Raw genomic sequence first — 26,687 nt, 5'->3', positions numbered from 1 at the left:
GAATTAAGAGGAGATCATAGGCAGGCTGGCTTACGGCAAATTAATGGCGGAGACACAAAGGGAGTTTGTAGAATTTTTGCAATTAGTAAAACTTGATGATGCTATATTGTTGCAGAAACGATCACTCCATCTTTTGCGAGATTTCTCTCTCAATGGCACTTTCTAGTTTCATAATGCGCTTCTCTGGAACAAGTCGATCCTCCATCCGAAACACAAGACGGAAGTCTGGCTTCATGTTCCCAGCATAGGCAACTTGTTCACTCGCATCCAAACCGCGGACACCCATGACTGCAGATCGAGATCGGATGCTGGATGTATTCCCCTGATCACGATTATCCTGTGCTGCTTTGCGGATCACACTGCGAAGCTTCGACGCCTTTCCAGACTGTCGCTTGACACTCATGACCGATACGAAACCCTCTTTATCGGCACCCACTTTAACTTTCCAGTACATACCCTTGCGGCCCAGACTCTCCACCGTATCGCCCTTTTTAATGGTCGTGACCACCGATGCACTTTTCTTAGGCTCGGCATAGATCTTCGCTTCCGACTTTTTTACCTTCAAAGTGGATGCAAAGCTGGTCGTCGAGCCCACGAGCCATACGACAACAATTGCTAGGCTAAGAAGATGTTTCATCAGCACTTCTCCTTGGGAATCCAACAAACAAGGGCCCGCTCTTTCTCGTGTAGATCACAATAGGAACAGACCCTTTTCTTTTCGGAACGTCACCCGAAGAACTTAGACTTATTGAACTTTTATATTAAAGTAATGTTTTTTACCTTTTTTCAGAAGAACTCCGTCGGGTTTCACGAATTGATCTTTGCGAATCGTTCCCTTGGGATCCGTTAATTTCTCTCCGTCGACACTGATACCACCCTGCTGAACAAGCCGCCGCACCTCTGCCTTGCTTGGGAAAATCTTACTCAGCATCAGGAAGTCTAGGAGACCCATTTCATCACTTACGTCGCTCTCAGAAATGATCACTTCAGGCGCATCCGGCTGCCCAGCCCCTTCCTCAAATAGCTTCTGAGCCATCGCCTTTGCTTTTTCTGCCTCATCAACTCCATGGATCAACTTCGTTGCCTCGAAAGCCAAGGTTACCTTCGCCTCATTGATCTTTTGGCCTTCAAGAGCTGCGAGCCCCTTAACCTGCTCGACAGGAAGGTCGCTGAAATACATCAAACACTTTTCTACCATATCGTCTTCGATGTTGCGGAAATACTGAAACAGATCGTACGGCGAAGTTTTATCAGCATCGATCCACACAGCGCCACTCTCTGTTTTACCCATTTTTTTGCCTTGGCTATTGACTAAGAGTGGTACTGTGAGGCAATAGGCTTGGCGCTGTGACTTCCGGCGAACAAGGTCCATACCGCCGAGCATATTGCTCCATTGGTCATCTCCCCCAAGCTGAACGCTACAATCAAACTCTTTGTTGAGATGATAGAAATCGTAGCTCTGGAGAATCATGTAGTTGAACTCTAAAAATGAGAGTCCTTTTTCAAGCCTTTGCTTAAAGCACTCAGCGGTCAGCATGCGATTGACTGAAAATTGACTGCCAATCTCTCTTAGGAACGGCAGGTATTCAAGAGGTCTAAGCCAATCCGCATTGTTTAATATAAGTCCTTTTTTAGGGTCGTTCAGATCTAAAAAACGCCCCAGCTGCACTTTAAAGTTCTTGATGCGCTCGTCAATCTCTTCAGCACTGGTCATCTTTCTCATTTCTGTTTTGCCGGTGGGGTCACCAACTAAGGCTGTGCCTCCTCCTACCAAGGCAATCACTCGATGACCAGCTTGCTGCCAACGACGCAAGGCAAGTACAGGTAGAAGATGCCCAACATGAAGACTATCGGCGGTTGGGTCGAAGCCAACATAGGCGGTGCGTGGTTCTTCGGCTAGATGAGAGACCAGTTCTTCCTCATGGGTTACCTGCGCTAGCATCCCACGCTCTTTCATGACTTCAACAAAACCCATATCTACGATATCCTTTTACTTAGGTTCACCCACAAAATCACAGAGTATCTAGATACCAAGCTAGGTCTCAATGAACAAGAGGCAGGTTTCAAATGCTCCAAGTCCCGCGACCTTCTGGAAAAAATCTTCCCGACTTGCAGGTTTTGGAAAGCCCTATCTTGATTATTGGCGCTGCCTTCACGGGGAAATCGGAACTAGCAAACCGTGCTCTCGACACTGACAAAATAGCCTTGGTTATTGGCACTGGTTCACTTGAAGACAATCATTTTCAGAAAAGAATTCAGGATCTTAAGGATCAGAGACCACCACATTGGGAACACGTCGAGCCCAAGCAGGATGCTCTCGACCACTTGGAGTCAGCGCAGCACGGATACGATCAAATACTTTTTGACTCGGTCAACCAATGGATTGCCGAGCTGACCTTATCCCGGGCAGGAAAGCTGTCTGCCGAGCAGTTGGAGGACAGTCTCCTTCATGAAGGGCGCCAGTTATGCAAGGTGGTAAGGGGCTTTGGCCCACGGAAACGCTTGGTACTCGTCACAAGCGAAGTGGGAGCAGGAATCACTCCTCCGTCAGCACCAGCGAGGGCTTTTCGCCAAGCCACTAGTAGAATCAATTGCTATCTGGCTGAAGAGTGTCGCTCTGTGGTGATGGTGTCTGCAGGGCTGCCCCTCGTTCTTAAAGGGCAGGGCTTTAATTAAGGCTCGCAGGCGGGTTCTCACCTGGAGGACCTTCACTTGGTGGCGGCTCCTCACTTGGAGGATCTTCACTTGGTGGCGGCTCCTCAGGCGGTAGCACCTCATCAGCCGGGGGCCCCGAATCAGAGCCGGGATCAGCTGATTTCAAATCGTCAAATAGAGTATCCTGAGGCCAATCGAGAATGATTTGAACTTCAGAGCCGAAAGGCTTCGACGAACCTGCTGATGGCTTTTGCGCTCTGACTCTAGCACTAGGATCACCACCTGTAAGATCTTGAGAAATAGTGGTTTCAAACCCAAGGGTTTCCAAGAAACTCCCCGCTTGGTCAGCACTCATTCCAACGACGCCAGGAACCAGAATTTGACTGTTCTCAGCAGCACATTTTTCAAGCTTGGTAAAGTCGACAAATGCCTGACGCGAGGTTTCCCCTGGCAATCCGTAGCGAATAGTATCCCGAAAAAGAAATACTTGAGAGACTTTGGTTGTCTGCTCCATGAAAAATTGCCGACTGTAGCGAATTTTGTCATCGCGGAAGATGCGAACGCTGTTGCTAACATGCATCCCATCCAGTTCGGGATAATCCCACTCGCTCTGTAATTCAATGCGATGAAGGGGACCAACAACTTGCCCTTCGTACAGGCCTTCTGCTATGGATATCACCAGGGAGAAGTTAATTGGCTTGCCACTCTTGAGACCGCGAATGAAGTCCAGGCTCACCGAGAGGTGATCGTTGACACGGTCCTCAGCTGGATCCTGAACTTCGGAATCCACCTTCCAAACAATTCGGGACTTCGAATAGGTAATGCCGTCCTTTTCTTCCACTTCGGAAGTACCTTGGCCACGCATACCCAATTCAAAAAGAATGAGGTGGGCGCTCAGATCGATTGCCGATTCAAGATCGGGATTTAGCCGCTTGGCATCATTCGAGCTGATAAAAGCCAACAAGGAGCCCTCTAAAATCTTAGGTAGGTAGTCGAGCCCCTTCGTCGGTGCAATATCAAGCTGGGTAAGCTCGGTACACTCACTGCCGACATTGAAGTAAATCCCTTCCTGGTAGCTATGCTCTCGTTCTGCAACTGCTAAGAGACTATCTCGCAAAGAGCGAAACTCCCGCCTGAAAATCAGTCGCCAGTTCTGCTCAAGGCGCTCAATGAGCTTGTCCCCTGGGGTATTGCGAAGGTTATCTAGATTATAAAGATAGAACTCAAGATCGCGAGGCTGCATGGTGGCATCGAGGGAGCTACTTCCCTGACTTGCAGCCTCCTGATCAAGGTTGGCCTGCTTCTCTTTTTTACCAACTTTGACGACAATATCCTTACAGCCCAAGAGCAAAAAACTCATGAGAATCAGGCGAAGAATGCTTTTGCCGTTGCAACCCATAGCGGTCCTAAAAAATAAATTCCGTCCTGATGGGTATCGGGGGATTTCTGGAAAAACCTAAGGTCCCCACTGATTTATACATATTTATAGTAGCTTAGCCCTTGAAATTCCGATTCATCACAGAACTGTGACGTGGCCTAATCCAGGTTGTTTAGTCCTTAGGCATCGTTTCCCTTAAAGTCTCCAATAGTTCTTCTTGCTTACCTTTTTGGTAAGCGAAGTCAAAATCGACTTTTTTAAACCATGTTTCCTGCCTTTTTGCGTATTGGCGGGTTGCAATGGTAATTTTTTCTTGGAGTTTTGCGAGGTCTTCCCCACTTCTAAGATACTCCACCACCTGTCGGTAGCCGATGCTCAGCATCGGCTTTGAATCAGGTTGAACTCCAGTAGCAAGAAGCTCTTTAACCTCTTCGATAAATCCTTCTTGAAGCATAAGCTTAGCTCTTTGAGCGATTCGCTTATGGAGCCCCGCTCGATCCAAAACCATCCTGATTTTGAAAGCATCATCACTTGCATCGGAACACTTTTCAAGATCGCTCATGGGGTGGCCAAGTAATCGCGAGAGCTCTACGGCTCGCTGAAGGCGAAAGCGATCGTTGATGTGAAGTTCTGAGGCTCGCACGGGGTCCCTTGATTTAAGCTCAGCCATCAGATCGTCAGCAGAAAGCCTGCTAAGCTCCTCACGTAATCTTTCATCCTTAGGCAAGTTATGAAACCCTTGGCCCCAAAGTGATCGAAGGTAGAGCCCCGTTCCTCCAACAACAATGGGGATGCTCCTACGGCTTCGAATATCCTCAATAGCACCCCGAGCCCGACGAGCATACTGAGCCGCATCGAAATCATCACCAGCATCTGCAATATCAAACAGATGATGGGGCACGAGATCAAACTCTGCCTGGCTTGGCTTGGCAGCCCCAATGTCAAAGCCACGGTAAATTTGCACCGAATCGCAATTCACAATTTCGCCGTTTAAGGCTTGTGCTAGCTGAAGGGCCAAGCCACTCTTACCGCTAGCCGTAGGCCCCGCGACCACGATATACTTCCAACTCACCGCTCGAACCACCCTTCAATTTGAGATTTCTTAAAGATTTTGACAACCGGGCGTCCATGGGGGCAGTTCTGGTAAAAGTCTACATCGTGGGCTTCATTTAACAAATACTCTAACTCTGCTTCTGGCAGTTCTTCCCCAGCTCGCACCGCAGCGTGACAAGCCATGGTGGATAAGACATCATGAGCTAATTCAGAGACTTCATCAGCAGAACCTTGGAGTTGAGGCGAATCTGCAAGTTGACTTAAAACAGCCTCCCAATCTGCCTTTTTAAGAAGGCTTGGTACAGCCCCAAGCTCCACTTCTGAACTTGACATCACACTCATTCTAAAACCAAGTTTCTCGATGGGCTCCTGAGCTTCCTTTAGCTTTTCCACTAAGCTGGGGCTCAGGCTAATAACCTCTGGCATCAGCAATGGCTGCACCTGCTTTAGAATCGAGTGATCTCTTTTTAGCCGTTCGTAGAGAATCCGCTCATGAAAGGCGTGTTGATCAAGAACTACGAGACGATCGGCCCACTCAAAGAATAAGTAGCACTTGCCAAAGGCCCCCAAAAATTTCATGTCAGCCCAGGGCAGCAAGTCTTGTTTCGCTTCCGCCTCACGCTTTGGTGATTCTTTGGGGTCTAAGGCCATCTCCCATGGAAGGCCTGAAGGCTTGGGCTCAGCCTGACCTTCAAACGAGACAACTTTGGTTTTCAGGCTTGGTGGCGTGTAAGGCTGCCGAGACCCGCTGCTTTCCGTTACTGTACTGAGGGGCTTTGTTGGGCCACGATCCGGCTTAAAGCTCAAGTCAAAATCAGTTTCAATGGCAGAACTTTTTTTACCAAAGCTTGCTGATCGAGGTAGGGGGTCGATTCCTCTTGCACCTTGCCGACCACTATTAGAAGCGGGGGCGGAGGGAGCTGCAAACGTTGAACTCTTATCCTGCCTTTTGGCCTCTACTGACGGAGATGAAGATGACCGTGGCATAGCCTGCGACGATTGATCATCATCGAACGATGGGCTAGCCCAATCACCTGCCCGCAAACGATCACGGATGCTCACAGCAATCAAACTTTGAACTTCCTGCCCATATTGAAACCGTACTTCGGCCTTATTAGGATGAACATTGACATCCACCAAACTTGGATCCATGGTCAAATGAAGGACACATACAGGAAAGCGCCCTTTGAGAAGGTGGCTATGGTAGCCACGAAGGATGCTGAATCGAATGTTACGGTCTTTCACGTATCGCCCATTGACAAACATAAAAATATGCTTGCCAGTTGATCGCTCGAAGCCCGGTGGTGATATCAAGGCTTCAACCTGGCCGTATTTATCTTGATGATGAAGGTAGCAAAATTTTATGTTCTTTTGTTGGCCCAAGACATCTTCACTTCGCTGCCGCAAAGCCGCTTCCCCAACGAGATCATCAATTTTGCTTGCGCTCGCTGGACTGACCCTCAAATGTTCTTTGCCATTATGTTTCAATACAAAACCTACATGAGGTAGACTCAAGGCCAGAGATTGCATCAATTCATGACACTGAGCGAATTCCGCACTACCAGACTTCAAAAAGGCCTTTCGGGCTGGAACGTTGTAGAATATGTCCTTGATCGCAATTTGAGTGCCGACATCACCATTCCAGTCTTGGTCGTCTGCGGCACCATCCTCAAAGCCGATCTTACTGCCTATCTGGCACTCAGCCGTGCGCGTAAGCATCGTAAAACGACTCACAGCTGAAATGGAGGCAAGAGCTTCTCCTCTGAACCCCATCGTCCCAACTTGAAATAGATCGTCTAAGTTATGAATTTTTGAAGTACAATGCCGCTTGATCGCCATGATGGCATCGACCCTATTCATTCCAGCACCGTTGTCTCGGACGCTGATTAAACCCTTGCCACCATCGAGCAATTCTACTTCAACTTGACTAGCCCCGGCATCTACGGCATTTTCAACTAGCTCCTTGACGACACTGGCGGGTCTTTCGACCACTTCTCCCGCTGCGATCTTGTTAATCAGCTCATCATCGAGTAAATGTACTTTTGACATTGTCACCCTTCACACCTTTGGAACAAAACATGGACACCAGATATATCACTAGCGCTGCAAAACCTGAACAGCTACCCGATTTCGATCTTCCTGAACTAGCGTTTATCGGCCGCTCCAACACTGGAAAATCATCTCTTCTCAACGCCTTGCTGGGTCGTAGGAGCTTGGCTCGCCACGGTAGAACCCCAGGGCAAACCCAAATGATCAACTTCTTTTCCGTCAACGATAAAGTCGTTTTGGCTGACTTACCTGGCTATGGGTATAACGTCGCCCGCCGCGATGTAGCCAAGCATTGGCAACCAATGGTCGACACCTACGTCCGTCGCCCTAACATCACAGCATTCTTATGCCTCCACGACTGCCGACGTAATTTTCAAGAACTGGACGAGCGGTTGATGTTCATGTTGGGGCGACAGTTACCCATCATTTTGGTGCTCACCAAAACGGATAAGGCGACTCGCAATGAAATTCGTAAGCAAAAAGAAAAGTTGAAGAAAAGAATGGACGAACTCGGAATCGACTATCAGGTGATTATCGAAACGTCAGCGACCAAGAACCAGGGTATAGCAGAATTGAAAGCCCTTGTGCTTGACCCCCATCTACAGGTGGAAGACGAAAACAGCTGACTCAGTCAGGAATCTGAGCTTGGCGCTTCATCACTCTCTCACAGATAAACCAAAGTTCTGATTTTTCATCGAGGTGATTCATCAAAGTGCCAAGCCGATGGCTCAGCAAGCCAACAAGGTCCCTCGGATCGATGTTGTCATCTTGCAGGTGCTTTAAGATCACAGCGTCGATTTCTTCTGCGATCTCGACCATCTTTTCTGCCATACGATCTTGCGCCGTTTTTTTAGGCGTTAGATTTATGACCTTTCCCATAGTAAGCTCCAATCAACGGTTATTATTACTATATCGGAATGTAGTGCCCGCCCCCATTAATTATACCAAATAATTACTTTAAATATCTTCAATTATTGGTATATCTTCTAACCTCTAACAGCCTTTTTTGCCGCTGTTTCGATAGTTTTTGGGAGATGAACGTATGTCAAAGGTTTATGATTTAGTTGTCATTGGTGCAGGACCAGGCGGCGAAGTCGGAGCGATCCGTGCCGCACAATTAGGCTTATCAGTGGCGTTGATTGAAAAGCGCGCCCATCTTGGTGGCACCTGCCTCAATGTTGGCTGCATCCCAACGAAAGCTCTTCTCGCTTCTGCAAAAACTTGGACAAAGCTTCAACAAGCCCCCGAACTAGGCTTCACCACCGGAGATATCTCCTACAACTGGGCTAAGATCATGGAGCGCAAAGATAAGATCGTGGACCAGCAACGAAAAGGTCTTCGCTTCCTAATGAAGAAAAATAAAATCGACGTGATCGAAGGCCACGCTCGCCTCAGCGGAAAAACCTCAATTGCTGTCACTGGTAACGACGGTAAGGTGACGAACGTCAACACGAAGAATATTCTTTTGGCAACTGGCTCTCGGGTGAAAGAGCTACCATTTGCCAAGTCAAACGGCAAAAACATTATGACGTCTGATACCATTCTTTCCATCGACCATGTTCCTAAGTCCATGGCCGTAGTAGGTGGCGGCGTTGTCGGCACTGAGTTTGCGTCACTGTTTGCACGGATGGGCAGCGATGTTACAATCATCGAACTGTTCCCTCAGATCCTTCCCACAGAAGATGGTGAAGTGGTCAAGGAAATGGTACGAAATCTCAAAAAGCAAAAAATTAAGATCGACACAGCTACCAAACTAAGTAAGCTTGATGACAAAGGCAAAAAGGTTAAGGTCTCGTGCGAAGGCAAAGACGATCGTGAGTTTGATAAAGTTCTTCTCTCCATCGGCCGTGAGCCTGTTACCGATGATCTCGGCCTTGATAAGGTTGGACTGAAGGCAGAAAAAGGTGGATTCATCAAGGTCGACGAGCACTATAAAACTGCCGTTCCCAATATCTATGCCATCGGCGATATCATCGCGACTCCAGCGCTGGCTCACACGGCATCTGCCGAAGCTCACCATGCAGTCGAGGTCATTGCTGGGCATAAGCCACAGGTCATCAACTATGAGGCTAACCCCAACGCGATCTACACCTACCCAGAAGTTGCAAGCATTGGCCACACAGAAGAAGCTTGTAAGGAAAAGGGCCTTGATTATAAAGTTGCAAAATTCCCATTTGCGCCCATGGCAAAAGCAAAAATTGAAGATGCAGGCGTTGGCTTCGTAAAAATAATCTTCGAACCAAAATATCGCGAGATTTTAGGGGTACATATCATCGGCGCAACGGCCACAGAAATGATCGCGGAATTTGCTCTCGGCAAGATTCTAGAGACAACCGTCGATGAAATCGGCATGACGATCCATCCACACCCCACCATTTCAGAAACGATCATGGAAGCTGCTCATGCAGCAACCGGCGGCGCCATTCACATGTAAAACAACAAAGGGTCGATTATCGACCCTTTCCTATTCGGGCAGACTTATCGGAGGGCAGATATGGCAACAACGGAGGTACTCCTTCCCTTGATGGGCGAGGGAGTCAACGAAGCTACAGTATCCAGTTGGTTGGTGCAGGTGGGCGATCGGGTGCAAAAAGATGCTCCCCTCCTTGAGGTTTCGACTGATAAGGTCGATACCGAGATTCCTGCTCCAGCAGACGGCTTTCTTATTCAAGCATCTGTCAAAGAGGGCGATACGGTCGAAGTCAACCAGGTGCTAGGTATTATTGCTGATGATAGAGATGAATCAGTTAGGCAAAGCACTGGGGGACAACAAGCTCAAGCCGTGACAAGTTCTCCAACCCCTAGCAATGTCACAGCTTCGAGTAATCCAGCGGCGGCGACCTCTGCCGACCAAAGCAATATCAAAAGCTCACCATTGGTGCGAAAAATCGCTCAAGAGCAAGGTATTGACCTGGCTCAAGTGGTCGGTACGGGCCTCCACGGCCGAATTACAAAGAAAGATGTCCTAGCCCATCAAGAGCAGCAATCGGCTCCTGCCGCAGTGCCTACTCAAAAAAGCAGCACTCCCGTACCAGCGGCAGTCCCTGCTGACACTGCTATGGCTCACCCCGGCCTCAGCACTAGCACTGATGATCAGGGTCGAGAATACCTAGAAGGCGTAGAGGTGCAGCGCCAGCCCATGTCTCGGATGAGATGTCTAATCGCCGATCATATGGTCGAATCAGTACGCACATCCCCTCATGTAACGACCGTTTTCGAAATGGACATGCATAAAGTCGTTCGTATGAGAGAGGCTTATAAGGATCGATTTTTTAAGGAAGAAGGCTTCAAACTTACCTACACTCCATTCCTGATTCATGCTGCAGTTGAAGCAGTGAAGAAGTTTCCCATCGTGAACAGCTCACTGGATGGCTACGACCTCCTTCTTAAGAAAGACATCAACATTGGCTGTGCTGTGGCTCTCGATGGCGGCTTGATCGTTCCTGTGATTAAAAAGGCCGGGGAACTTAGCTTACTCGGGATTGCCAGACGGCTCAACGATTTGGTAGTTAGGGCACGGTCGAAAAAGTTAAAGCCAGACGAAGTTCAGGGAGGCACGTTCTCAATCACCAACCCAGGGGGCTACGGTAGCTTAACTTCGAATCCTATCATCAACCAGCCTCAGGTAGCCATTCTAGGGGTCGGAACCATTGTCAAACGCCCCGTAGTTGTCGATGATATGATCGCCATCCGGCCTCAGATGATGGCAAGTTTGACTTTCGATCATCGAGTCATCGATGGCGAGGTCGGCGCCAAATATTTGGCAGCTATGAAAGAGGCACTTGAAAACTATGACACCCCTCCTCTGTGATGGAGGGGCGACTTTTTCCCACAAAGATGCTATACAATAGTACTGACAGACGTTTGCCAAAGCCGTTAAGGTCCCTACTGTGAATCACGAGGCCTGTCATGAATCCAAGCCATTTTTCGATTGTTACATCACTCGTCTCATTTGCCATTGCTTCTGGCTGCTACCTACATGCCTTCTCAACGGAAAAGCATAAGAAGCTGCTTAATAAGATCGCTTATAGTCTGTTTATATTCGCCACATTTCTTATGACCCATGTTTCCATCATGTCTATCGAGCAAGGTATACACAACGTGGCAAGTGGCTTTCTATTGATCACGATCGTAGCATGGATCACACTGCTGGCTCAGATGCTGTTCCGGATTCAAACAGCAGGCACATTTATAGCTCCTATTATTACCCTAATTACACTCATTCATTTGCTCACAGCATCCCCCCATAGTGCACCTCAACAGGGGCCTCAGGGTTTGCTAGCATTCCACATTTATACTAGCGTCACAGGCCAAGCCTTTGCCATTCTAGCGATGGCAATTGCAATATTATTTATCGTTCAACAGCGAGCCATGAAGAAGAAGCAGCTTCATCGCCTACTTGGCTCAACATTGAGTATCAGTACATTAGAGAAGGCCCTTTTATTTTGCCTCTGGGCAGGGTTTATCTTTCTCACCACTGGCCTCGTGCTCGGTGCTGTTTGGACCCAATTTTACTCGGGAAGTGAAACAGAAATTACAAGTAAGGTTGTCTGGGCGCTTTTGGTGTGGACCTGGTACCTTTTAACCCTACTGGCAAAGAACGTTTTTAAGATTGCAGCCAAGAAAGTTGCTTTGATGACCTTTGTTGGCTTCGGCATTATGGCTCTCGGTTTTTTTGGACTCCTAACGAATTAGGAACAGCAACATTGAGTGATAAACTTCCGGTGCTGTTTTGTGTCGGCACCAATCATGAGTCAGCGGGCTTAGATTTTCGTGAAACGCTGTACCTAGAGCGAGACGAGATCGATGCGTCCTTGCCCAAAGTCATGGAAGTGCATGGCATCCGCGAGGTGATGGTGCTATCCACCTGCAACCGCCTCGAAGTCTACGGAGTTCTCGATCGTAGCGAGGTTGATTCTAAGCATTTGATCGACCTGTTTGTAGATCTGCAGCGATTTAGCCCAAATCCAAAAAAAGAGCTGGAAATAGAGATCAAAAATCACTGCTACCAATTTTTGAACATGGATGCGGCCCAGCATGCTTTTTCAGTCGCTTCAGGCCTTGACTCCTTAGTGCTTGGGGAAACCCAGATTACTGGCCAATTCAAAGATGCTACAAACGCTGCTCAGGCCAAGGGAACATTGGGTCCTATTTTGAAGAGGTTGACTCAGGAGTCTTTTTCTTCCTCTAAAAAAGTACGTAGCAAGACCGACATTTCTAAGCGCCCCGTATCGATCAGCCACGCTGCGATCGACTTGGCCAATCGAGTCTATGGTCATATTAAGGACTATCATGTGCTAATCATTGGCGCTGGGGAGATGGCTGAAGTCGCCGCTAAATATGCGATTAAATACAAGCCCAAGTCGCTGTCCGTGGTAAATCGCACCTTAAAAAATGCGGAGCGGCTGGTCAACGAGCTAGGCTTTGGCAATGCCTATGGTTGGGAGGACCTCCATGAAATCCTACCCACCTGTGACATCGTCATCAGCTCAACGGCAGCTCATGACTTTATTTTGACTAAAGAGCATGTAGAGCGTTCCCAGCAAATTAGAGACGGCAGATCTACCTTTATGGTTGATATAGCACTTCCTCGGGATTTAGACCCCAAATGCAGCGACTTAGATGATGTTTACCTCTTCGATATCGACGACCTCAAGCAAGTGGTGGGAGAAAACTTCGAAGAACGGCGCAAGGCTGCCGAAAAAGGTAAGACTATTATCCAAGAGAATGCTGAAAACTTCTTGGTATGGATGGGTAGCCAGAAACTAAAGCCAGCCCTCGCTGGCTTTAGAAACTACATGGACACTCTTTTCGAACAGGAAAAAAACAAGTCCCTAAGCAAGGGGCCTTTGCAATCATTGAGCGATGAGCAGCGACAATCGATCGACATGCTTCTAAAATCAATTGCTAACAAAATGTCAGGCGATGCAAGCCGGAATGTGCGCCACCCTCCTGAAGGTGTCTATGCAGAAGACTTGGCCGAATCACTTCTCACACTCTTTCCTCTATCAAAGGATAAAGATAAGTCATGACTGAACTCATTAAGATAGCCACTCGTGGGAGTAAGCTTGCTCTTTGGCAAGCGAACTTTGTATCGTCCCTGCTCCAAGATTTAGGGCTCAAAACCGAACTAAAGATCATCAAAACTCACGGAGATAGGGTCCAGGATCGATTTCTTCACGAAATGGGAGGCAAAGGGGTCTTTGTCAAGGAACTTGAACAGGCGATGCTAGACGGAGAAGTCGATATAGCCGTTCATAGCCTAAAAGACCTTCCGGCTGTAACTCCAGCTCCTTTTGCGTTGCCAGCCATCTTAAAGCGCCACAACCCCTGTGATGCCATTGTTTTTAAGCCAGAGAGCTTCTCCAGGTTCGATATCAAAGACCAGGTATTAAGCAAGGACCACTTTCAGGATATGGGTCCTGTGACCATTGCCACCTCCAGCTTAAGACGACAATCTCTGTTCCGCGGCACAAGCCCAGATATCAAACTCGAAGCGGTGCGTGGCAATGTGGATACGCGCCTTCGCAAGCTGATGGAGGGAGACTGGGACGCATTGATACTCGCCGCTGCATCCTTGGAACGCCTTAATATTGTTGACGTTCACCACTGCTTCATCGACCCAGAATGGTATGTGCCCTGTGCCGCTCAGGGAGCTTTGGCCATAGAGTGTCGCGAGGATCACCCTTTGATTAACCAAATAGGCAAGCTCAAGGACCCAATCACTCACCGATGTGCGACTTTGGAGCGTAAAATCCTAGAGCGACTGGGTGGAGACTGCACCATGCCGTTCGGTGCTCACATTTCATCGATGATGAATGCTACTGTGGTACGATCCTTGGTGCTGGATTACAAGGGCAATGAAGCCCGGTCCTATCAGACTTATGATAAAAATATTCTCGATCTAAATGGTGAGATGATTGTTGACGAAGCCGTTGCTGGGCTTACTAAAATGGGCCTTGAACCGATACTCAAGGCCATTGAAGTCGAAGTGCCCGACTTGGGCACCCTCACTTAAGCCTTAGATTTCAATTAGCAATTTCGTACTGGTCATCGTTAGGGTTCTCAGTCTGAGAACTCTCGCCTGAAATCTGCTTCAATAGGCGCCCATGGTTGGCTCGAACCACATCCGTACCCACCGAAGCTCCGGTAAAGGTTTCTAGATTGTCATCACTCGGACCCTGCTCTATGGACCAAAAGTAGGTAAGAAAGCAGGCTCGGTGCTGAGCATCCTGCGCCGAGAAATCTATCAATCCACCAGCAGTAAAATCCAGCTTACGCTCAATCGTCAACACCAACTGATCAAAAGGAATATTTTGATCCAGAGGAAAGGTACGTGAGACTTGCCAGCAGCGGTAGTTTTCGATAGCCGTACCAGCTTGGATCAAATCTTCCGCAATTTCAAAAGCTCGCCGCCCAACCCATTCGCCATTCAAAAAGCGCTTACCGATGACAGAGCTGGTAAGATCCGTTAGAGCAAGGCGATCGATGGCTACATCGTAGTTTTTCAAAAGTTCATCCGCAACTGCGATGGCAAGCTGAGTCCCGAGGCTGTGGCCCAGAAACCGAAGTTCTTGATTCATATCCAAGCGCGTGCCAAATGCAGCCATCCACTCATCAGCAATGCGAGCCGACAACGACTCTGGTTCGTCGAGATAGTTAAGCTTGCCTTCCGCATCGAGCCAGGTGATATTTCGATTGCTACAGGTAGCCGACCAGATACGGCACTCCGCTCTTAGAAAGTTTTGATCGTCAGCGTACTGAATCCAGTTGTAGTAAACTACATTCCAGCCTGCCCTGCGCCACATGTTAACCGCATTTTCTGGTAGCAAAACGTGATTGAAATTAACGGTTTCACCACGATCTCGATTGTTCAAGCGCCAGCCATGAAAATAAACCAAGGTTGGTCTGCTAGGATCGAAGAACTCTGTCACAGCATTGGCAGTTGCCTTGTAAAAAACATTGTTTTCAAGAGCGATCCGAAAGCCAGATTGATCGGTAGCATAGGATGCTCGGAGGGCTTGAGGACTGATGTCTACAGGATGTTCAGCAAACTCCTCACTTAAGCTATATTGACTCATAAGGACAGCGAAAAAAAGAACGAATAAACGCATAGTATTGACTCCTTTGATTATAGGATCCCTCGCCAATGAAAGTTGGGCGTCATTGCACGAATTTTTGCCACTTAGCTATTTGACCCGGTAAGATCAAGCAGGATTTTTCCTCTATACGCTAATTATACGGTGGTTTACAAGAGTATTACTATGGGATTTGGGAACGTTTTAATATTGCAAGAATGTTTCTTTAAAATCGTTCTAAGATTCGAGAATTAAAGATTAAACAGAGCGTTTACGAGCCGACTGGAATATGTCTTTGACATTTCACCAGAGAACGTTATAACTAGTGTTCCGATAACCATGTCAAATTAGGCAGGAACATGGAAAAACAGCACTTTTTATCTCTGACCCGACAAGACTATCAAGACCTCATGGTAAGCTGGGGTCAACCCAAGTTTAGAGCCGGGCAGATCGCGGACTGGATCTACAAAAAAAATGTCCGATCACCAGAAGAGATGAGCAATCTTTCTAAAGGCTTGCGAGATGAGCTGTTTTTAAAGCTAGACTGGTCCTTGCCTGAAGTGATTAGTAAGATCTCCTCCGACGACGGTAGCACCAAACTTTTGCTTCGCAATCAGCAAGGCCGATCCATTGAGACAGTCATCCTTCGCTACGAAGGCCGTACAAGTCTCTGTGTTTCAAGCCAAGTGGGATGTAAACTCGCCTGCGACTTTTGCCAAACCGGTAAACTCGGATTCGTTGCTCACTTGCAAAAGTACGAGATTCTCGCCCAACTCTATCTCGCGAACCTCTTCCTCAAAGACGAAGAAAAGAAGATTTCTCACGTCGTATTTATGGGCATGGGGGAGCCCCTCGACAACTACGATAACGCCGTTGGTGCTGCCAACATGATGATTGCTGAAAGCGAATTCAACTTAGCAGCGCGTCATGTCACAATATCAACCTCTGGGATCGTCCCACGCATCAAGCAGATGGCGCACGAAACCAAAGCGTCCCTTGCGCTGTCCCTTCATGCATCCAGGGACGACTTGCGCACCAGCATCATGCCTATCAATCGCAAGTATAACCTAAGCAAGTTAAAAGAAGCTCTTCTATACTACCAAAAAGAGACCAACCGTAAAATTACAATGGAATATATTCTGATCAATCAGAAAAACTGTGGTCAGCGGGAAGCCAAGGAGCTTGTTAAATTTATTCACGGCCTCCGGGCAAAGGTCAACCTCATCCCGTTTAACTCTCATCCAGGGTTGCCCTATCAGCGACCAACAGGCGATGAGATCCGAAATTTTCAACAATACCTCAGCGACCGATCCATACCAGCGCCGGTCCGCTACTCAAAAGGTCTAGACGTCTCCGCTGCCTGCGGTCAGCTGGCTGCTAAGCACCGAGATGAGTTAGACCAAGCTCCCGATCGCCGTCGCCTGGTTGAGGGATCATGAACCAAAGTCTTGGCTCAGCTGCGATTTTGAAGTCGTGGCTACCGCTTGCCTCCACCTGGTTTATGATGGCAGCCGAAGGTCCCTATATTGCAGCGATCATTGCTCGCATGGAACAGCCCGATTATAACCTGGCTGCATTCGGGGTTACATTCGCCATTGGCCTTCTCATGGAAGCTCCAGTCATCATGATGATGGCAGCATCAGCACGCTTAGTAAAAGGCAAAGATAGCTATCACCAACTGAGACGTTTCAATATCGCGGTTAGTTCCTGCTGCACCTTACTAATGATGCTGATGTTGATACCACCAGCTTTCAAGTTTTGGACTACGAGCCTCCTTGGTCTAAATGAAGACGTGCGAGCCCTAGTACTCCCCGCCATGGTTTGCATGCTCGCCTGGCCTGGGATGATCGGTTACCGACGATTCTACCAAGGTATTTTGATTTCCAATAAGAACAATAAGCGAGTAGCCGTAGGAACAATCATCCGACTCGCTGCTATGAGTGCGACTGCCTTCGCCGGTTTCCAAGGCGAAATCCTACCAGGTGCAGCGGTTGGTACATTGGCTCTAAGCGCTGGCGTCACCGCTGAAGGTCTCTTTGTTCGGCTTGCCGCTAGGCAAAGGGTTAACAACCTCTTGAGGATCGCTGACGATGATCTAGATTCACTTGCGATGCCCGCCATTATTCGCTTCTATTACCCCCTAGCCCTTACTGCTATGATTGGACTCACCGTTCAACCTCTTGTCACCTTCGCCATGGGTAAGGCCGCCTTTCCTTTAGAGTCACTGGCTGTGATTCCAGTTGTAAACAGTTTAGTATTCTTTTTCAGGGCGATTCCTCTTTCTTTCCAAGAAGTGATTATCACGTTACTGGGTGAAGATGAAGAGAATCGCAAGATTCTCAAGTTTTTTGCTTACGGAATCTCTGCTTCGTTGACGGTATTGCTTGTAATCCTCGCTTTTACTCCCTTATCAACACTATGGTTCGAAGGCGTTTCGGGGCTAAGACCTGAGCTTGCGTCTTTCGCAAAACTCCCACTTATGATTTCGATCTTAACTCCTGCCACTTCACTGCTTCTTTGTTGGCAACGATCTATTTTGATTCATCGTAAAATTACTAGCCCAGTAACTTGGGCATCAGCAATCGAACTCAGCAGTATCGCTCTTGCACTCTGCCTGGGCATCTTCCTAAGTAGCTACCCTGGGGCGGTAATCGCAAGTGCTAGTCTCGTTCTGGGGCGTATCGCTTCTACAAGCTACCTCAGGATTGCCCATCAAGTTTAGCAAACGAAGCCAGCACCGGACTATCCGCCGAATCTCTAGGGTCAATGATCATTGAGATGATGAATCTCTTCATCAATTTCAGCAATCAGCTTTTCAGCGATTTCTTGTTCGAGACTTCCATGAGACGCAGCACTCAGTATGTTTTCCTTTCGAACCTCTAGTAGTTGTTTCTTTATAAGGCGAGCTTCCTCTTCTTCTGCTTGCTTTCGAAGCGATTCAGTCTTATCTTTCCATTTCTCGATCTTCTGACCTTCGTAGGCGAGTTCCTGAGAAAACTGGTTGTAGACTTCATCAGAGATAGCACCGAGCTTAAACTGCTTTTCTAGATGATATCTGGCAGACTGAAGAGAACTCAACTTTCCTTTGATAACGTCGATCACCTGCAGCTGCTTCTTCTCTTTTACCAGGCCATACTTTCCTAGTACTGATTTCATCGTTGTTGATTGGATGAGGATCGTTAGCAAGGAGGCACCAAATATGCAGTGAACGGCCAAGTCTCTAAAACCAAACTCCTGAGGAATACTTAAAGCTAGAACCATAGCAATACCACCACGAACGCCACCCCAGGCTATAACTGGTACATACCCCTTGGGCATACCTGGTAGCCAGATATCAATTTGCCAGACGAAAAAGAATCGAGCGATCAACATCGCGACCCAAGTAATCAGAATTGCTCCTAAGTCATTGGGAAGCTGTTGTATCTCCAGGTCTAAGCCAATAAGAAGAAAGATTATAGAATTAGCTGCGAATGCTGCGTAGTCAAGAAACGCTAGAACAGCCAACTTGGACGATGCACTTAGGTTTCTTTCAGCTCCCATATTACCAACGACCATTCCACAAGTAAGACATGACAAAACACCTGAGGAATGAATCTCCTCCGCGATCAAGAAACTTCCGAATGCAGCAATTGAAATGAAAGATATGAGAACCAAGTTATCTTTAGATTCGTTCATCAGTTCTGAAATGACAAAGCCAATTCCTCCACCTAATAAAATCGAACCTCCTATTTCCAACAAGACGAACTTTACTAGCCAAGGCACTGATAGGGATGCGTGATGATCAAAGCCTAAAAGAATAAATACGATAGTTCCTAAAACGACGGCAAGTCCGTCGTTTAGCAGACTTTCCCCTTCCATAAGAACAGCCAACTTATGAGGAGCCTGAGTTGCTCGCAACAGTGAGATAACACCAACGGGGTCTGTTGCTGAAACAATTGTACTAATCAAAAGAGCTGTACCGATCGATATATGAATCCCAAACACAGCACAGCCATAGAATATAAGTGCTGTACAAAGAGCAATACCAATAAGAAGCCCTGTACCGGCCAGATTCAAAATCCACTTGAGATTGGCAAAAAAGGGCTTAAATTTCAGATGGAATGCTGCCTCGAAGATTAGGATCGGTAGTAGAACATCAAAAAGAAGCTCATGAGATAGATGAATACCGACATCAAATTCTGGAAAAAATTTATATTTAACGATTGATAGCGCGGCACCTACTATCACGAGTGCTACGGTGTATGATAAATTATATTTTTGGCTTACAACTGCTACAGTAACTGCGACAGCTAATATAATGAGTAACGCTAGCGTCGGCGTCATAAGATCTTTCTCCTATTTGTCGTTCGGATCTAAAATATTTCTAGAAATGCACCTTCAGATTGAGTAAGACAAGCATTCCAGCCGAGGAGAGATACTTGCTTGACGGCCTGGAACATAAAAACGCCCGCTAGAATTAGCGTTACAAGCTTCAAATCAGGACTACCATTGATAATCGACCGGACCATTAGTAGAAGAGTATGAGCCATCCAGATAGATATCCCCCCAACAATTAGCATCATCACAGATTTAGTCTTCGCTCCAAAACTCGCCTGTGCCTTCACTGCTACAGTTTCATTCTCTTCTCTAAGACATCCTTGAAACACGAGCCTAAAAATCCCAATATCAGATATTTGCTCAGAAAGCCGAAAATTCCTTCCCGAAAGGCTGCCTCGCAAAGCCCCACCAGCATTAACTTGTGAAATATGATGGGAGATCTGCTTCAATGACAAATCGGACAAAAAAGAATATTTCTTCGATGGGATCACTTTACTAAAAAAAGATGCTGGGTTCATTGGGTCACTCCTAATGATAGTTCAGCCTCAATAAAAGCAAGGGTTGTTCCACTCTTGATTGAATTTGCAAAATTCTTTTTGGTAAATTTTGAGAACCGTAAGGGCCTATGTTTGCATCAAGCCTATCTAGAGCGCGATCTAAATCGGGCTAGGGACAGCTAGCAGCGATTGAAAACAGGGATCTTACAATATCCTCATAGAGCAAATAGAACACGTCTCTGGGAGGTTTTGCTATTTGATTGTAGCGGTATATGTCCTGAGTGTAGTTATAGCAGGCAAATTTCTTCCTTGTATAAGGTCGAGATCCGTCTATCCCACTGCTTCAACTTATAATAATATTCCAAGTCTAATCTTCAGACTTCTAATCTATAAAACTTTGAACTAAATGATGATGAATACAATAAAGAAAAGCTCCAGATCAACTGGAGCTTTTGGGGAGGGAACATTGCGGATACTGAGGATATTGACTAGAGCTTTACACCAAAGCCTATCGTGGTATTACTAAAATCTACAGAGGTATCTAAGTCTAGATTAGTTTCTGCGATTCGCCCCTCGACGACTTGAATCACGCGTCCTTGCTCGTCGATTTCGCTTTTCACCTCTCTTGTTTTGCCAAACAAGAATTTTTTGATGACTTTATTCTCTATCTCCAGGAAGAATCTCGGGCTTATCTTAATCTTAACACCTATACCGAGGGCATACTCCAGCCCTTCTTCAATTTCAAAAATACTCGAAGATACCAAGCCAGTTTTTTTAACCTGGGCTACTTCCATGATTCCATAAGGATAAATCCGCTTGGCCATCTTCTTGAATGTGTATGATAGCCCACCAGATAGTTCATAATCTGTAAACTGGTTCGTTAGTTCTGAACTCGTTAAGCTTGTCTTTAATACGCTAGCTCCCACAAAGGCTGTCCAATGGTGGGCAAACTCGATATTCAATCGACCACCAAGGCCAATTTTTGATTGTTGATTGAATGCAAACGGATTCTCGCCAATCTCCTCTGTAGCTGGCTCACCACCTTCTTCTTCAACAAACTTTTCAGCCGACTTATTTTCAAAGATGATTCTTAATAGGCTGAGTTCGTATTCACTTCCATGATGACCATGATGACCATGATGACCATGATGACCATGATGACCATGATGACCATGATGACTCTGATGTTGACTATGCTTCTTATGCTTCCCATGTCTTTTGTGCTTCTCTCGAATGAAGGCTTGAGCATCGATTAAGCCTCCTAATAAAAATAAGATGCAACTTATCACTAGCATTGGTTTCATCTGAATCGCCCTTTGATTTAAACTCAGGTTGCAGGTGTATAGTGAGCAAGATGAATGCCACGAATAACCTAGCGAATCAGGACTCACATTTTCGAAAGAATCTTATTTACTTAGTTAATCCCACAGATCGAAGAGTCGCTTCAAGAATGGTTTGCACCTTATGATGAATTTTAACGTAGACTGCAACAGAAGATGAAGATTACAGAGCTTCTTGTGTGTTGCGATACACACATGTCATATGGTGACTTATCAGTATTGTTAGAAGAAAGGTAATGAGCTGGATTCGCACGAAATTTCGGATAAGACACTTCACTAGTGACTGATGTCGCGAGATAATTTTCCTTTAGGTAATAGATGAAGGCGGTGCTCATATATCTGATGAAAGTACCGAGTAGTATGAAAGACTTCTAAAATTTTGGAAATCCTATGACCCGAACTATTTCGGAAAACTGGAACCTGAATCTCATTAACGATACAAAAATGCAGATTCGATCTGAATTGGAAAAAATTTCAGAAGACCACGGCTGTCAGCTAAGACAAGACTATATTGACCAAAGAATCTCTGAGTTGGAAGAAAGTCAAACTGCAGGGGACTACCTAAAAATATTCGTTTACTTGATGTCCTCCCTTGTGTTGCACGAAAGATACGACCACCTCCCACCAACCCGGATAAATCAAACAATCAAGTACTTAAATAACCTTCTTAGAGCATCTGGAGTGAAGCCAGGTAACTCGATCAAAGCCCTTTTACTAGCAGAAATAGAAATCGTAAGAAGTCAGATATATCGACGAATGGGCCAGCACTGGCATGCTGCCTGGCATCAGCAACTTGCTATGAACGTCGCTGGAAAAAACTCTCCAGGTGGTGAGGGCTATCAAGTATATTCAATGGCGAACCGTGCGTTTCGCTTGGGTTACGGCTGGATCGCATTGCGAGACTTTCAAATTGCTGAAAATATGGGAATCACTGGCCACCTTAAAATGCAATGTTTTATGAACCAAATTCGGGTTCTGCGACTCATGGGACGGATAGGTGAATCAGAAAAACTTTCCACTAAAGTATCTGAGGAAGAAGATACTTCCGATGGATTTGAAATTGAATTGGAATGGGAGAGAATCTGTAGGGAATTGACCAGCTCTGGCAATGCCAATGAAATGCTCGCTAGCATCCGAAAAGGAAAAAACCACGATCAACCGATCTACCAACTAGAGTGCTGCCTGTGGATCATGGCCCATCAAAGCAAGAAGCTTCTGGATCGGATGCCAAAACTAAGCCAGCTTAAACGAAAAAAAAGCATGAGATTAGGTAAACTTGATACCTTGTATAAAAGTGTGATTGTTCTACAATCTTGCTATGATTATGAACTACCCTTAAATAAGAGAATTGAGGATCTTGGAGATACTTTGGCAAATAGCCAACTTCTTTTCAACATAGACAAGCAACTACTACTTTGGGCAGGAGCCTGCCGCTGGCTCTTACGAAGCAAATCGTATGCACTTGCTCAACTCGCCTTCGCAGAATATCAATCATCGTGTATGAGACTAGTTGGAGGAGAGTACCGGGACGTTCTCGGAGTCTTGTCAGACATTGCTGACAGCACTTTCGAAGGCAAAAGCAAAACCTAATTTTTCTTGGACTACAGATTGCAGCGATTTTGCTACTAGTGCTTAGTCACATTGAATCCTCGGCGTTGTTGTCTTCGTCTCTCAATCGTCGCTGTACGGGAGTACTATCTCCTCAATCATTCCTCGACGCCTAGCCGAGAATCCAATGTGACTAAGCACTAGTATCTGTCTAGCCTTTAGCGCAATCTACATCTGACTTCACCAACTCAATTATTTCATTTGTTACTATTACTTACAGAAGTCTTGAAATTTCCAACCTCCCTATTTTTCCTAGAAACTCTTCGATACATATAAATCTCCTTTAATAACTAGATGTTACCCCATAAAGCAGCGTAAACTCTTATTTTTATTGAAAGTTCTTGGCCAAACCAAGCCCCACTCGCACCTTGACCCTTATAGTGTATCGCCCAAAAATCATGTGGCAATTCGAAGAGATCTCCCCTGGAGCCTATATTGCTTGGCTTAATATAAATGAGTTTGAGATATTAACATGTCCTACAAATGGGGAGGAGACGCATTGAAGACACTAGCACTGAAATCTTTTGGTTTGGGAATTATAGTATTTTCCATTCAAATAGGCTGTATGGATAAAAATTTGGGCGTTTCGAGCGACCCTTCCAAAAGTTATAGTGATATTGATCGTCCTAGTGAAGAATCAGAGGGAATTCCAGGATACTTTGCACAATGTCAGTATGTTTCATTGCCTACTCAACAATCTGCAGCAGCTACAGTTCACTGTAAAGTAGATCATAAGCAGTTAACTGCCGAGGAGATTCGCAGCAAGAAGTATAAATGGATTGTGGACACCGATGACTCTTTGATAGTCAAATCAGAAGAACTTCCACTAAGCGACTCGTTTCAGCAAAAGATTTCATTCCAGGGCGACAACCCCGAGACCATCTTGGATTTGCTCGATGGAACTCAATTGTCAGTCTACGGCTCTAATGGAGACTTGCTGGTTTCTCCTGTGGCTCTAAATCGTGCTGCGTCTAATAGCCCTCGGGTTCTGGGACAGAATGCTCAAACATTTTCCTTGATTGATGTACCATTGACAATCGAGTCGAGGGCTACCAAAGAGTGCGCATCTTTAGGTGACGACGATTTAGCTGGGATTCTACTACCCGTTGCCTGTCAGGCAGCTGTCATCGACCGCTTTCAATTTAATAAAATCGAAGGGCTCAATAAGAAGCTCAACCTTGTCTATGTTGATTCAAACGCTTGTCAGGTTCAAACTGAAGTAACTGTATCTGATACAACCTTCCTGGCTTTACAGGAGGCTGACTGCCAAGCTGCAGGTGCAAATAGTGAGCTATCAATCGAGTCGTCAGGAGAGGTTGGTTCTTGGCTAATAAAGTCTCGCGATGGTCTTTGTTTGACAGCTATCGAAATTAATGGCAACAATTTGTTAAGTTTCGAACTTTGCAACAACACGATATCCCAAGCTTTTAGTATCACGGCAATGAGTGGTACTGAGTAACTGATCTTCCCTATATTAGGCACTAGCCATATGGCTAGTGCCTAATATAGCCACCGATATCCAAGACAAGTCTGAACCCTCTAGTGGGATACTTGGTCTTGCTTACTAAGGAGAATATCAATCCACTCAAAAAATTCATCGTCAAAGGATTCCGTAAAGCTTCGAATAATCTCTCCATAAGGGGTATAATGGGGAACTGGCTCGATATCTTTACTACTTTGACCACAGGTCCAGACCCAAAATCCCTTGCCACGTTCACTATCATCGTACCGCCATAACCAATTATTTTCGATAGCTACTGTCTTTTGACGCCAACCCCAATTGAAAGGACAAATTTCGTCTGATACCGGATATTTTGGCGAGCGTAGCGTAGGAAGAAGGTCTATTTCAATACTCTCTCTATGACGCTCGAACATAAATCTGGTTGCCAAGTACCCCCAATGATAGATTCTGTCAGTATCACCATTTGAATACGTTGTTTGAAATAAGTCCCCCAGTGAATACGTCTTATCAGAGGCTAGTTCCAAGGCCTCAGGGTTTTGATTACCTTTTGAGAGATACTCTGCCAAGCCTTCGGTCCACCATACAACGTTCGCAGGCTGATCACTAAAACTACCCCATAGATTATACCGAGCATCCAAATAGTGAATGTACTCATGCTCTAGATTCCAAATTGCAAAGTCTGGCAGCCAGGTGGCTTGATAGGCGATAAAGCGGGCCTGATTACTCCTATCAAAAGGATCTCCTTCTAAATACATCCCGCCGTTGTCCGTATTGATATTAAAGAGGAGAGCGCCGTAGAGTCGATAATCTTTCGGAGATTTAAAAACCACAACCTCCAGATCATTATTATAGTCATTCTGTACAGGGTTAGGGCTTTTAAACCGGGCGTCAAACACTAGCTTCTCTTTCTCCAATTGCGTACATGTTTGCTTCATATTTTTCAGATCTAAGGGCGGTTGGAACCGAACTTTGACCGAATCGCTACATTTAAAGCTCTCAGAAAGAATCTCCGATTCCAGATCAAAGTCACAAACATCTCCATAGTCTGCACAATTCTGTGAATCGTACTGACGAACCATATTTTGTGCATTGAGCCAACCTAGAGACCCTTGTCCGCCAAAACTATAGCTAGTAAGTACTTCTTTAAGTGCTGGTCGAACGATATTCGCAATAACGCCATGAAACTTTAGAAGTCGACCAAGCTCATTTACCGCGTCTGCCCAATGATACTCTCGGCTCCTACCAACCAACCATACCCCTTCATGAAGAACAAAGTCTCTAAGATTGAAAATGATTGCTGGGTCTTTAAGGAGCAAACGTTCGAATTTCGACTCCTCAAAGTTCACTGAGTAGAAGTACTGTGTTAGTAGCTGAGTAACTCCCCTTTCTTCATAGGGAACAACACCCTTATCACTATGATCTACTGTTCGAGCATAGCCTAGCAAAGCTTCACTAATTCTAGGCATGAATTGCAGACGATCCGTCTGGGAACTATTTAATAGGACTAAAATCTCATAACGTAGCATGAAGTTTCGCGATGATTCACCAGTAAACTTGATGAAATGGCTTCCTTTAAAGTACCCATCAAATAATTGTAGCAACTCTGACATGTAATCATCTGTAAACTTTCTTTGACTCCCTGCGGATGATTCGGACCAATGAGCAGCTCTCAAATAGGACACTAGCTTTTCTACCTCCACTGCTCCTGACTCGTCGGTACCATCAAAGCTTATGAGATATTGGTTGATAGCTTCAACAATCGTTTGAAGTTTTTTATCGGTGAAATGTCCCGAACCAACTAAGCTGGCGTCATACAATCCGTAGATACAGGATTTGAGATCACCCTTTACTACTTTATCGACCAAACTGTCTCCATGTAGGTCGAGTAGTTCCTTTGGATCTGAACAAGGTATGGGCTTAGTTGATATGGAGTAAGTGGTAGCCTCAGATAGAACTACCCGGTTAGGCTTATTTTTCATCAAGAAATATCTGTAGGTACTCCTTTCCGCTCTTGATCGATCATCTACTTGGTACGGGGATAACTGTCGAATTGGATTTATTGCTTTTGGAGGCAGGGTATCGATTGAAGAATTAGAATTCAAAGCAGGTAACTCACCTGGAAAAGCTGTCAGTAAACTGACTGCCGCCATAATAACTATTCTCATTTTTATAATCCTAGTGGTATTGAGGGTTCGAATAGCTAATAACACAGGAAATAAGACAAAACATATTGAACAAAGCTATATTTAG

General features: G+C 46.0%; 22 protein-coding genes. 11 read left to right on the top strand and 11 right to left on the bottom strand.

Annotation, left to right across the window (positions count from 1 at the left end; genetic code table 11):
* Positions 1-121: 121 nt before the first annotated feature.
* On the bottom strand, positions 122-637 hold the full coding sequence (locus B9N89_RS02950) for an SH3 domain-containing protein (protein WP_132315532.1): 516 nt from the start codon (positions 635-637) through the stop codon (positions 122-124).
* A gap of 108 nt (positions 638-745) precedes the next feature.
* Positions 746-1,975 (bottom strand): tyrosine--tRNA ligase, encoded by a 1,230-nt coding sequence (gene tyrS, locus B9N89_RS02945; protein WP_132315534.1) that lies wholly within the window; start codon positions 1,973-1,975, stop codon positions 746-748.
* Between the two features lie 92 nt (positions 1,976-2,067).
* On the opposite strand from tyrS, the gene B9N89_RS02940 reads away from it, so the two are divergent.
* Positions 2,068-2,676: a bifunctional adenosylcobinamide kinase/adenosylcobinamide-phosphate guanylyltransferase gene (locus B9N89_RS02940; RefSeq protein ID WP_132315536.1), complete on the top strand. Its 609-nt coding sequence runs from the start codon at positions 2,068-2,070 to the stop codon at positions 2,674-2,676.
* Here the strand turns inward: B9N89_RS02940 and B9N89_RS02935 are convergent.
* The 3 genes from B9N89_RS02935 to mutL all read right to left on the bottom strand — a co-directional run bounded on the left by B9N89_RS02935 (position 2,669) and on the right by mutL (position 7,135).
* The gene (locus B9N89_RS02935) at positions 2,669-4,015 is read right to left on the bottom strand and encodes a PASTA domain-containing protein (RefSeq protein ID WP_159455100.1); all 1,347 of its coding nucleotides are present in this window, start codon (positions 4,013-4,015) and stop codon (positions 2,669-2,671) included. The genes B9N89_RS02940 and B9N89_RS02935 overlap by 8 nt on opposite strands.
* 190 nt (positions 4,016-4,205) lie before the next feature.
* Entirely contained in the window at positions 4,206-5,105 is a 900-nt protein-coding gene (gene miaA / locus B9N89_RS02930; protein WP_159455099.1) for a tRNA (adenosine(37)-N6)-dimethylallyltransferase MiaA, read from the bottom strand.
* Positions 5,102-7,135 (bottom strand): DNA mismatch repair endonuclease MutL, encoded by a 2,034-nt coding sequence (mutL, locus tag B9N89_RS02925; RefSeq protein ID WP_132315542.1) that lies wholly within the window; start codon positions 7,133-7,135, stop codon positions 5,102-5,104. The genes miaA and mutL overlap by 4 nt, the downstream gene beginning before the upstream one ends.
* A gap of 29 nt (positions 7,136-7,164) precedes the next feature.
* Between mutL and yihA the strand changes: the two genes are divergently transcribed.
* Positions 7,165-7,761 carry a ribosome biogenesis GTP-binding protein YihA/YsxC gene (gene yihA, locus B9N89_RS02920; protein ID WP_132315544.1) on the top strand — a complete coding sequence of 199 codons (597 nt, stop codon included), beginning with the start codon at positions 7,165-7,167 and terminating at the stop codon, positions 7,759-7,761.
* 1 nt (position 7,762) lies between these two features.
* Here the strand turns inward: yihA and B9N89_RS02915 are convergent, their stop codons facing one another.
* On the bottom strand, positions 7,763-8,014 hold the full coding sequence (locus tag B9N89_RS02915) for a hypothetical protein (protein WP_132315546.1): 252 nt from the start codon (positions 8,012-8,014) through the stop codon (positions 7,763-7,765).
* Between the two features lie 163 nt (positions 8,015-8,177).
* Between B9N89_RS02915 and lpdA the strand changes: the two genes are divergently transcribed.
* The 5 genes from lpdA (at position 8,178) to hemC (ending at position 14,153) form a co-directional block, all read left to right on the top strand.
* Positions 8,178-9,569: a dihydrolipoyl dehydrogenase gene (gene lpdA / locus B9N89_RS02910; protein ID WP_132315548.1), complete on the top strand. Its 1,392-nt coding sequence runs from the start codon at positions 8,178-8,180 to the stop codon at positions 9,567-9,569.
* Positions 9,570-9,629: 60 nt separating this feature from the next.
* On the top strand, positions 9,630-10,946 hold the full coding sequence (locus B9N89_RS02905) for a dihydrolipoamide acetyltransferase family protein (RefSeq protein WP_132315550.1): 1,317 nt from the start codon (positions 9,630-9,632) through the stop codon (positions 10,944-10,946).
* A gap of 98 nt (positions 10,947-11,044) precedes the next feature.
* A complete protein-coding gene (ccsA, locus tag B9N89_RS02900; protein ID WP_132315552.1) occupies positions 11,045-11,830 on the top strand; it encodes a cytochrome c biogenesis protein CcsA in 786 nt (261 codons plus the stop codon).
* Between the two features lie 11 nt (positions 11,831-11,841).
* Entirely contained in the window at positions 11,842-13,167 is a 1,326-nt protein-coding gene (gene hemA, locus B9N89_RS02895; RefSeq protein WP_132315554.1) for a glutamyl-tRNA reductase, read from the top strand.
* Positions 13,164-14,153: a hydroxymethylbilane synthase gene (gene hemC / locus B9N89_RS02890; protein WP_132315556.1), complete on the top strand. Its 990-nt coding sequence runs from the start codon at positions 13,164-13,166 to the stop codon at positions 14,151-14,153. Before hemA ends, hemC begins: the two co-directional genes overlap by 4 nt.
* Before the next feature lie 10 nt (positions 14,154-14,163).
* Here the strand turns inward: hemC and B9N89_RS02885 are convergent, their stop codons facing one another.
* Positions 14,164-15,249, bottom strand: a complete 1,086-nt coding sequence (locus tag B9N89_RS02885) for a hypothetical protein (protein WP_132315558.1) — start codon at positions 15,247-15,249, stop codon at positions 14,164-14,166.
* A gap of 323 nt (positions 15,250-15,572) precedes the next feature.
* Between B9N89_RS02885 and rlmN the strand changes: the two genes are divergently transcribed.
* Both rlmN and B9N89_RS02875 read left to right on the top strand, forming a co-directional pair.
* Positions 15,573-16,652 carry a dual-specificity RNA methyltransferase RlmN gene (rlmN, locus tag B9N89_RS02880; RefSeq protein WP_132315560.1) on the top strand — a complete coding sequence of 360 codons (1,080 nt, stop codon included), beginning with the start codon at positions 15,573-15,575 and terminating at the stop codon, positions 16,650-16,652.
* Complete coding sequence (locus tag B9N89_RS02875) at positions 16,649-17,935, top strand: hypothetical protein (RefSeq protein ID WP_132315562.1); 1,287 nt, start codon at positions 16,649-16,651, stop codon at positions 17,933-17,935. Before rlmN ends, B9N89_RS02875 begins: the two co-directional genes overlap by 4 nt.
* Positions 17,936-17,976: 41 nt before the next feature.
* Here B9N89_RS02875 and B9N89_RS02870 read toward each other — a convergent pair whose 3' ends face one another.
* The 3 genes from B9N89_RS02870 to B9N89_RS02860 form a co-directional block, all read right to left on the bottom strand.
* A complete protein-coding gene (locus B9N89_RS02870) occupies positions 17,977-19,536 on the bottom strand; it encodes a cation:proton antiporter (protein ID WP_132315564.1) in 1,560 nt (519 codons plus the stop codon).
* Positions 19,537-19,565: 29 nt separating this feature from the next.
* A complete protein-coding gene (locus B9N89_RS02865) occupies positions 19,566-20,048 on the bottom strand; it encodes a hypothetical protein (protein ID WP_132315566.1) in 483 nt (160 codons plus the stop codon).
* A gap of 467 nt (positions 20,049-20,515) precedes the next feature.
* Entirely contained in the window at positions 20,516-21,331 is an 816-nt protein-coding gene (locus B9N89_RS02860) for a hypothetical protein (protein WP_132315568.1), read from the bottom strand.
* Between the two features lie 426 nt (positions 21,332-21,757).
* On the opposite strand from B9N89_RS02860, the gene B9N89_RS02855 reads away from it, so the two are divergent.
* On the top strand, positions 21,758-22,957 hold the full coding sequence (locus B9N89_RS02855; protein WP_132315570.1) for a hypothetical protein: 1,200 nt from the start codon (positions 21,758-21,760) through the stop codon (positions 22,955-22,957).
* 517 nt (positions 22,958-23,474) lie between these two features.
* Complete coding sequence (locus B9N89_RS02850) at positions 23,475-24,434, top strand: hypothetical protein (protein WP_132315572.1); 960 nt, start codon at positions 23,475-23,477, stop codon at positions 24,432-24,434.
* Positions 24,435-24,514: 80 nt separating this feature from the next.
* Here the strand turns inward: B9N89_RS02850 and B9N89_RS02845 are convergent, their stop codons facing one another.
* Positions 24,515-26,416 (bottom strand): collagenase, encoded by a 1,902-nt coding sequence (locus B9N89_RS02845; RefSeq protein ID WP_268808657.1) that lies wholly within the window; start codon positions 26,414-26,416, stop codon positions 24,515-24,517.
* Between the last annotated feature and the right edge of the window lie 271 nt (positions 26,417-26,687).

It is taken from the genome of Pseudobacteriovorax antillogorgiicola (assembly GCF_900177345.1).
In the GTDB taxonomy this organism is placed as follows: domain Bacteria; phylum Bdellovibrionota_B; class Oligoflexia; order Oligoflexales; family Oligoflexaceae; genus Pseudobacteriovorax; species Pseudobacteriovorax antillogorgiicola.
The sequence above is the reverse complement of the archived record's forward strand: the minus strand, read 5'-3'. Positions and strand labels throughout refer to the sequence as shown.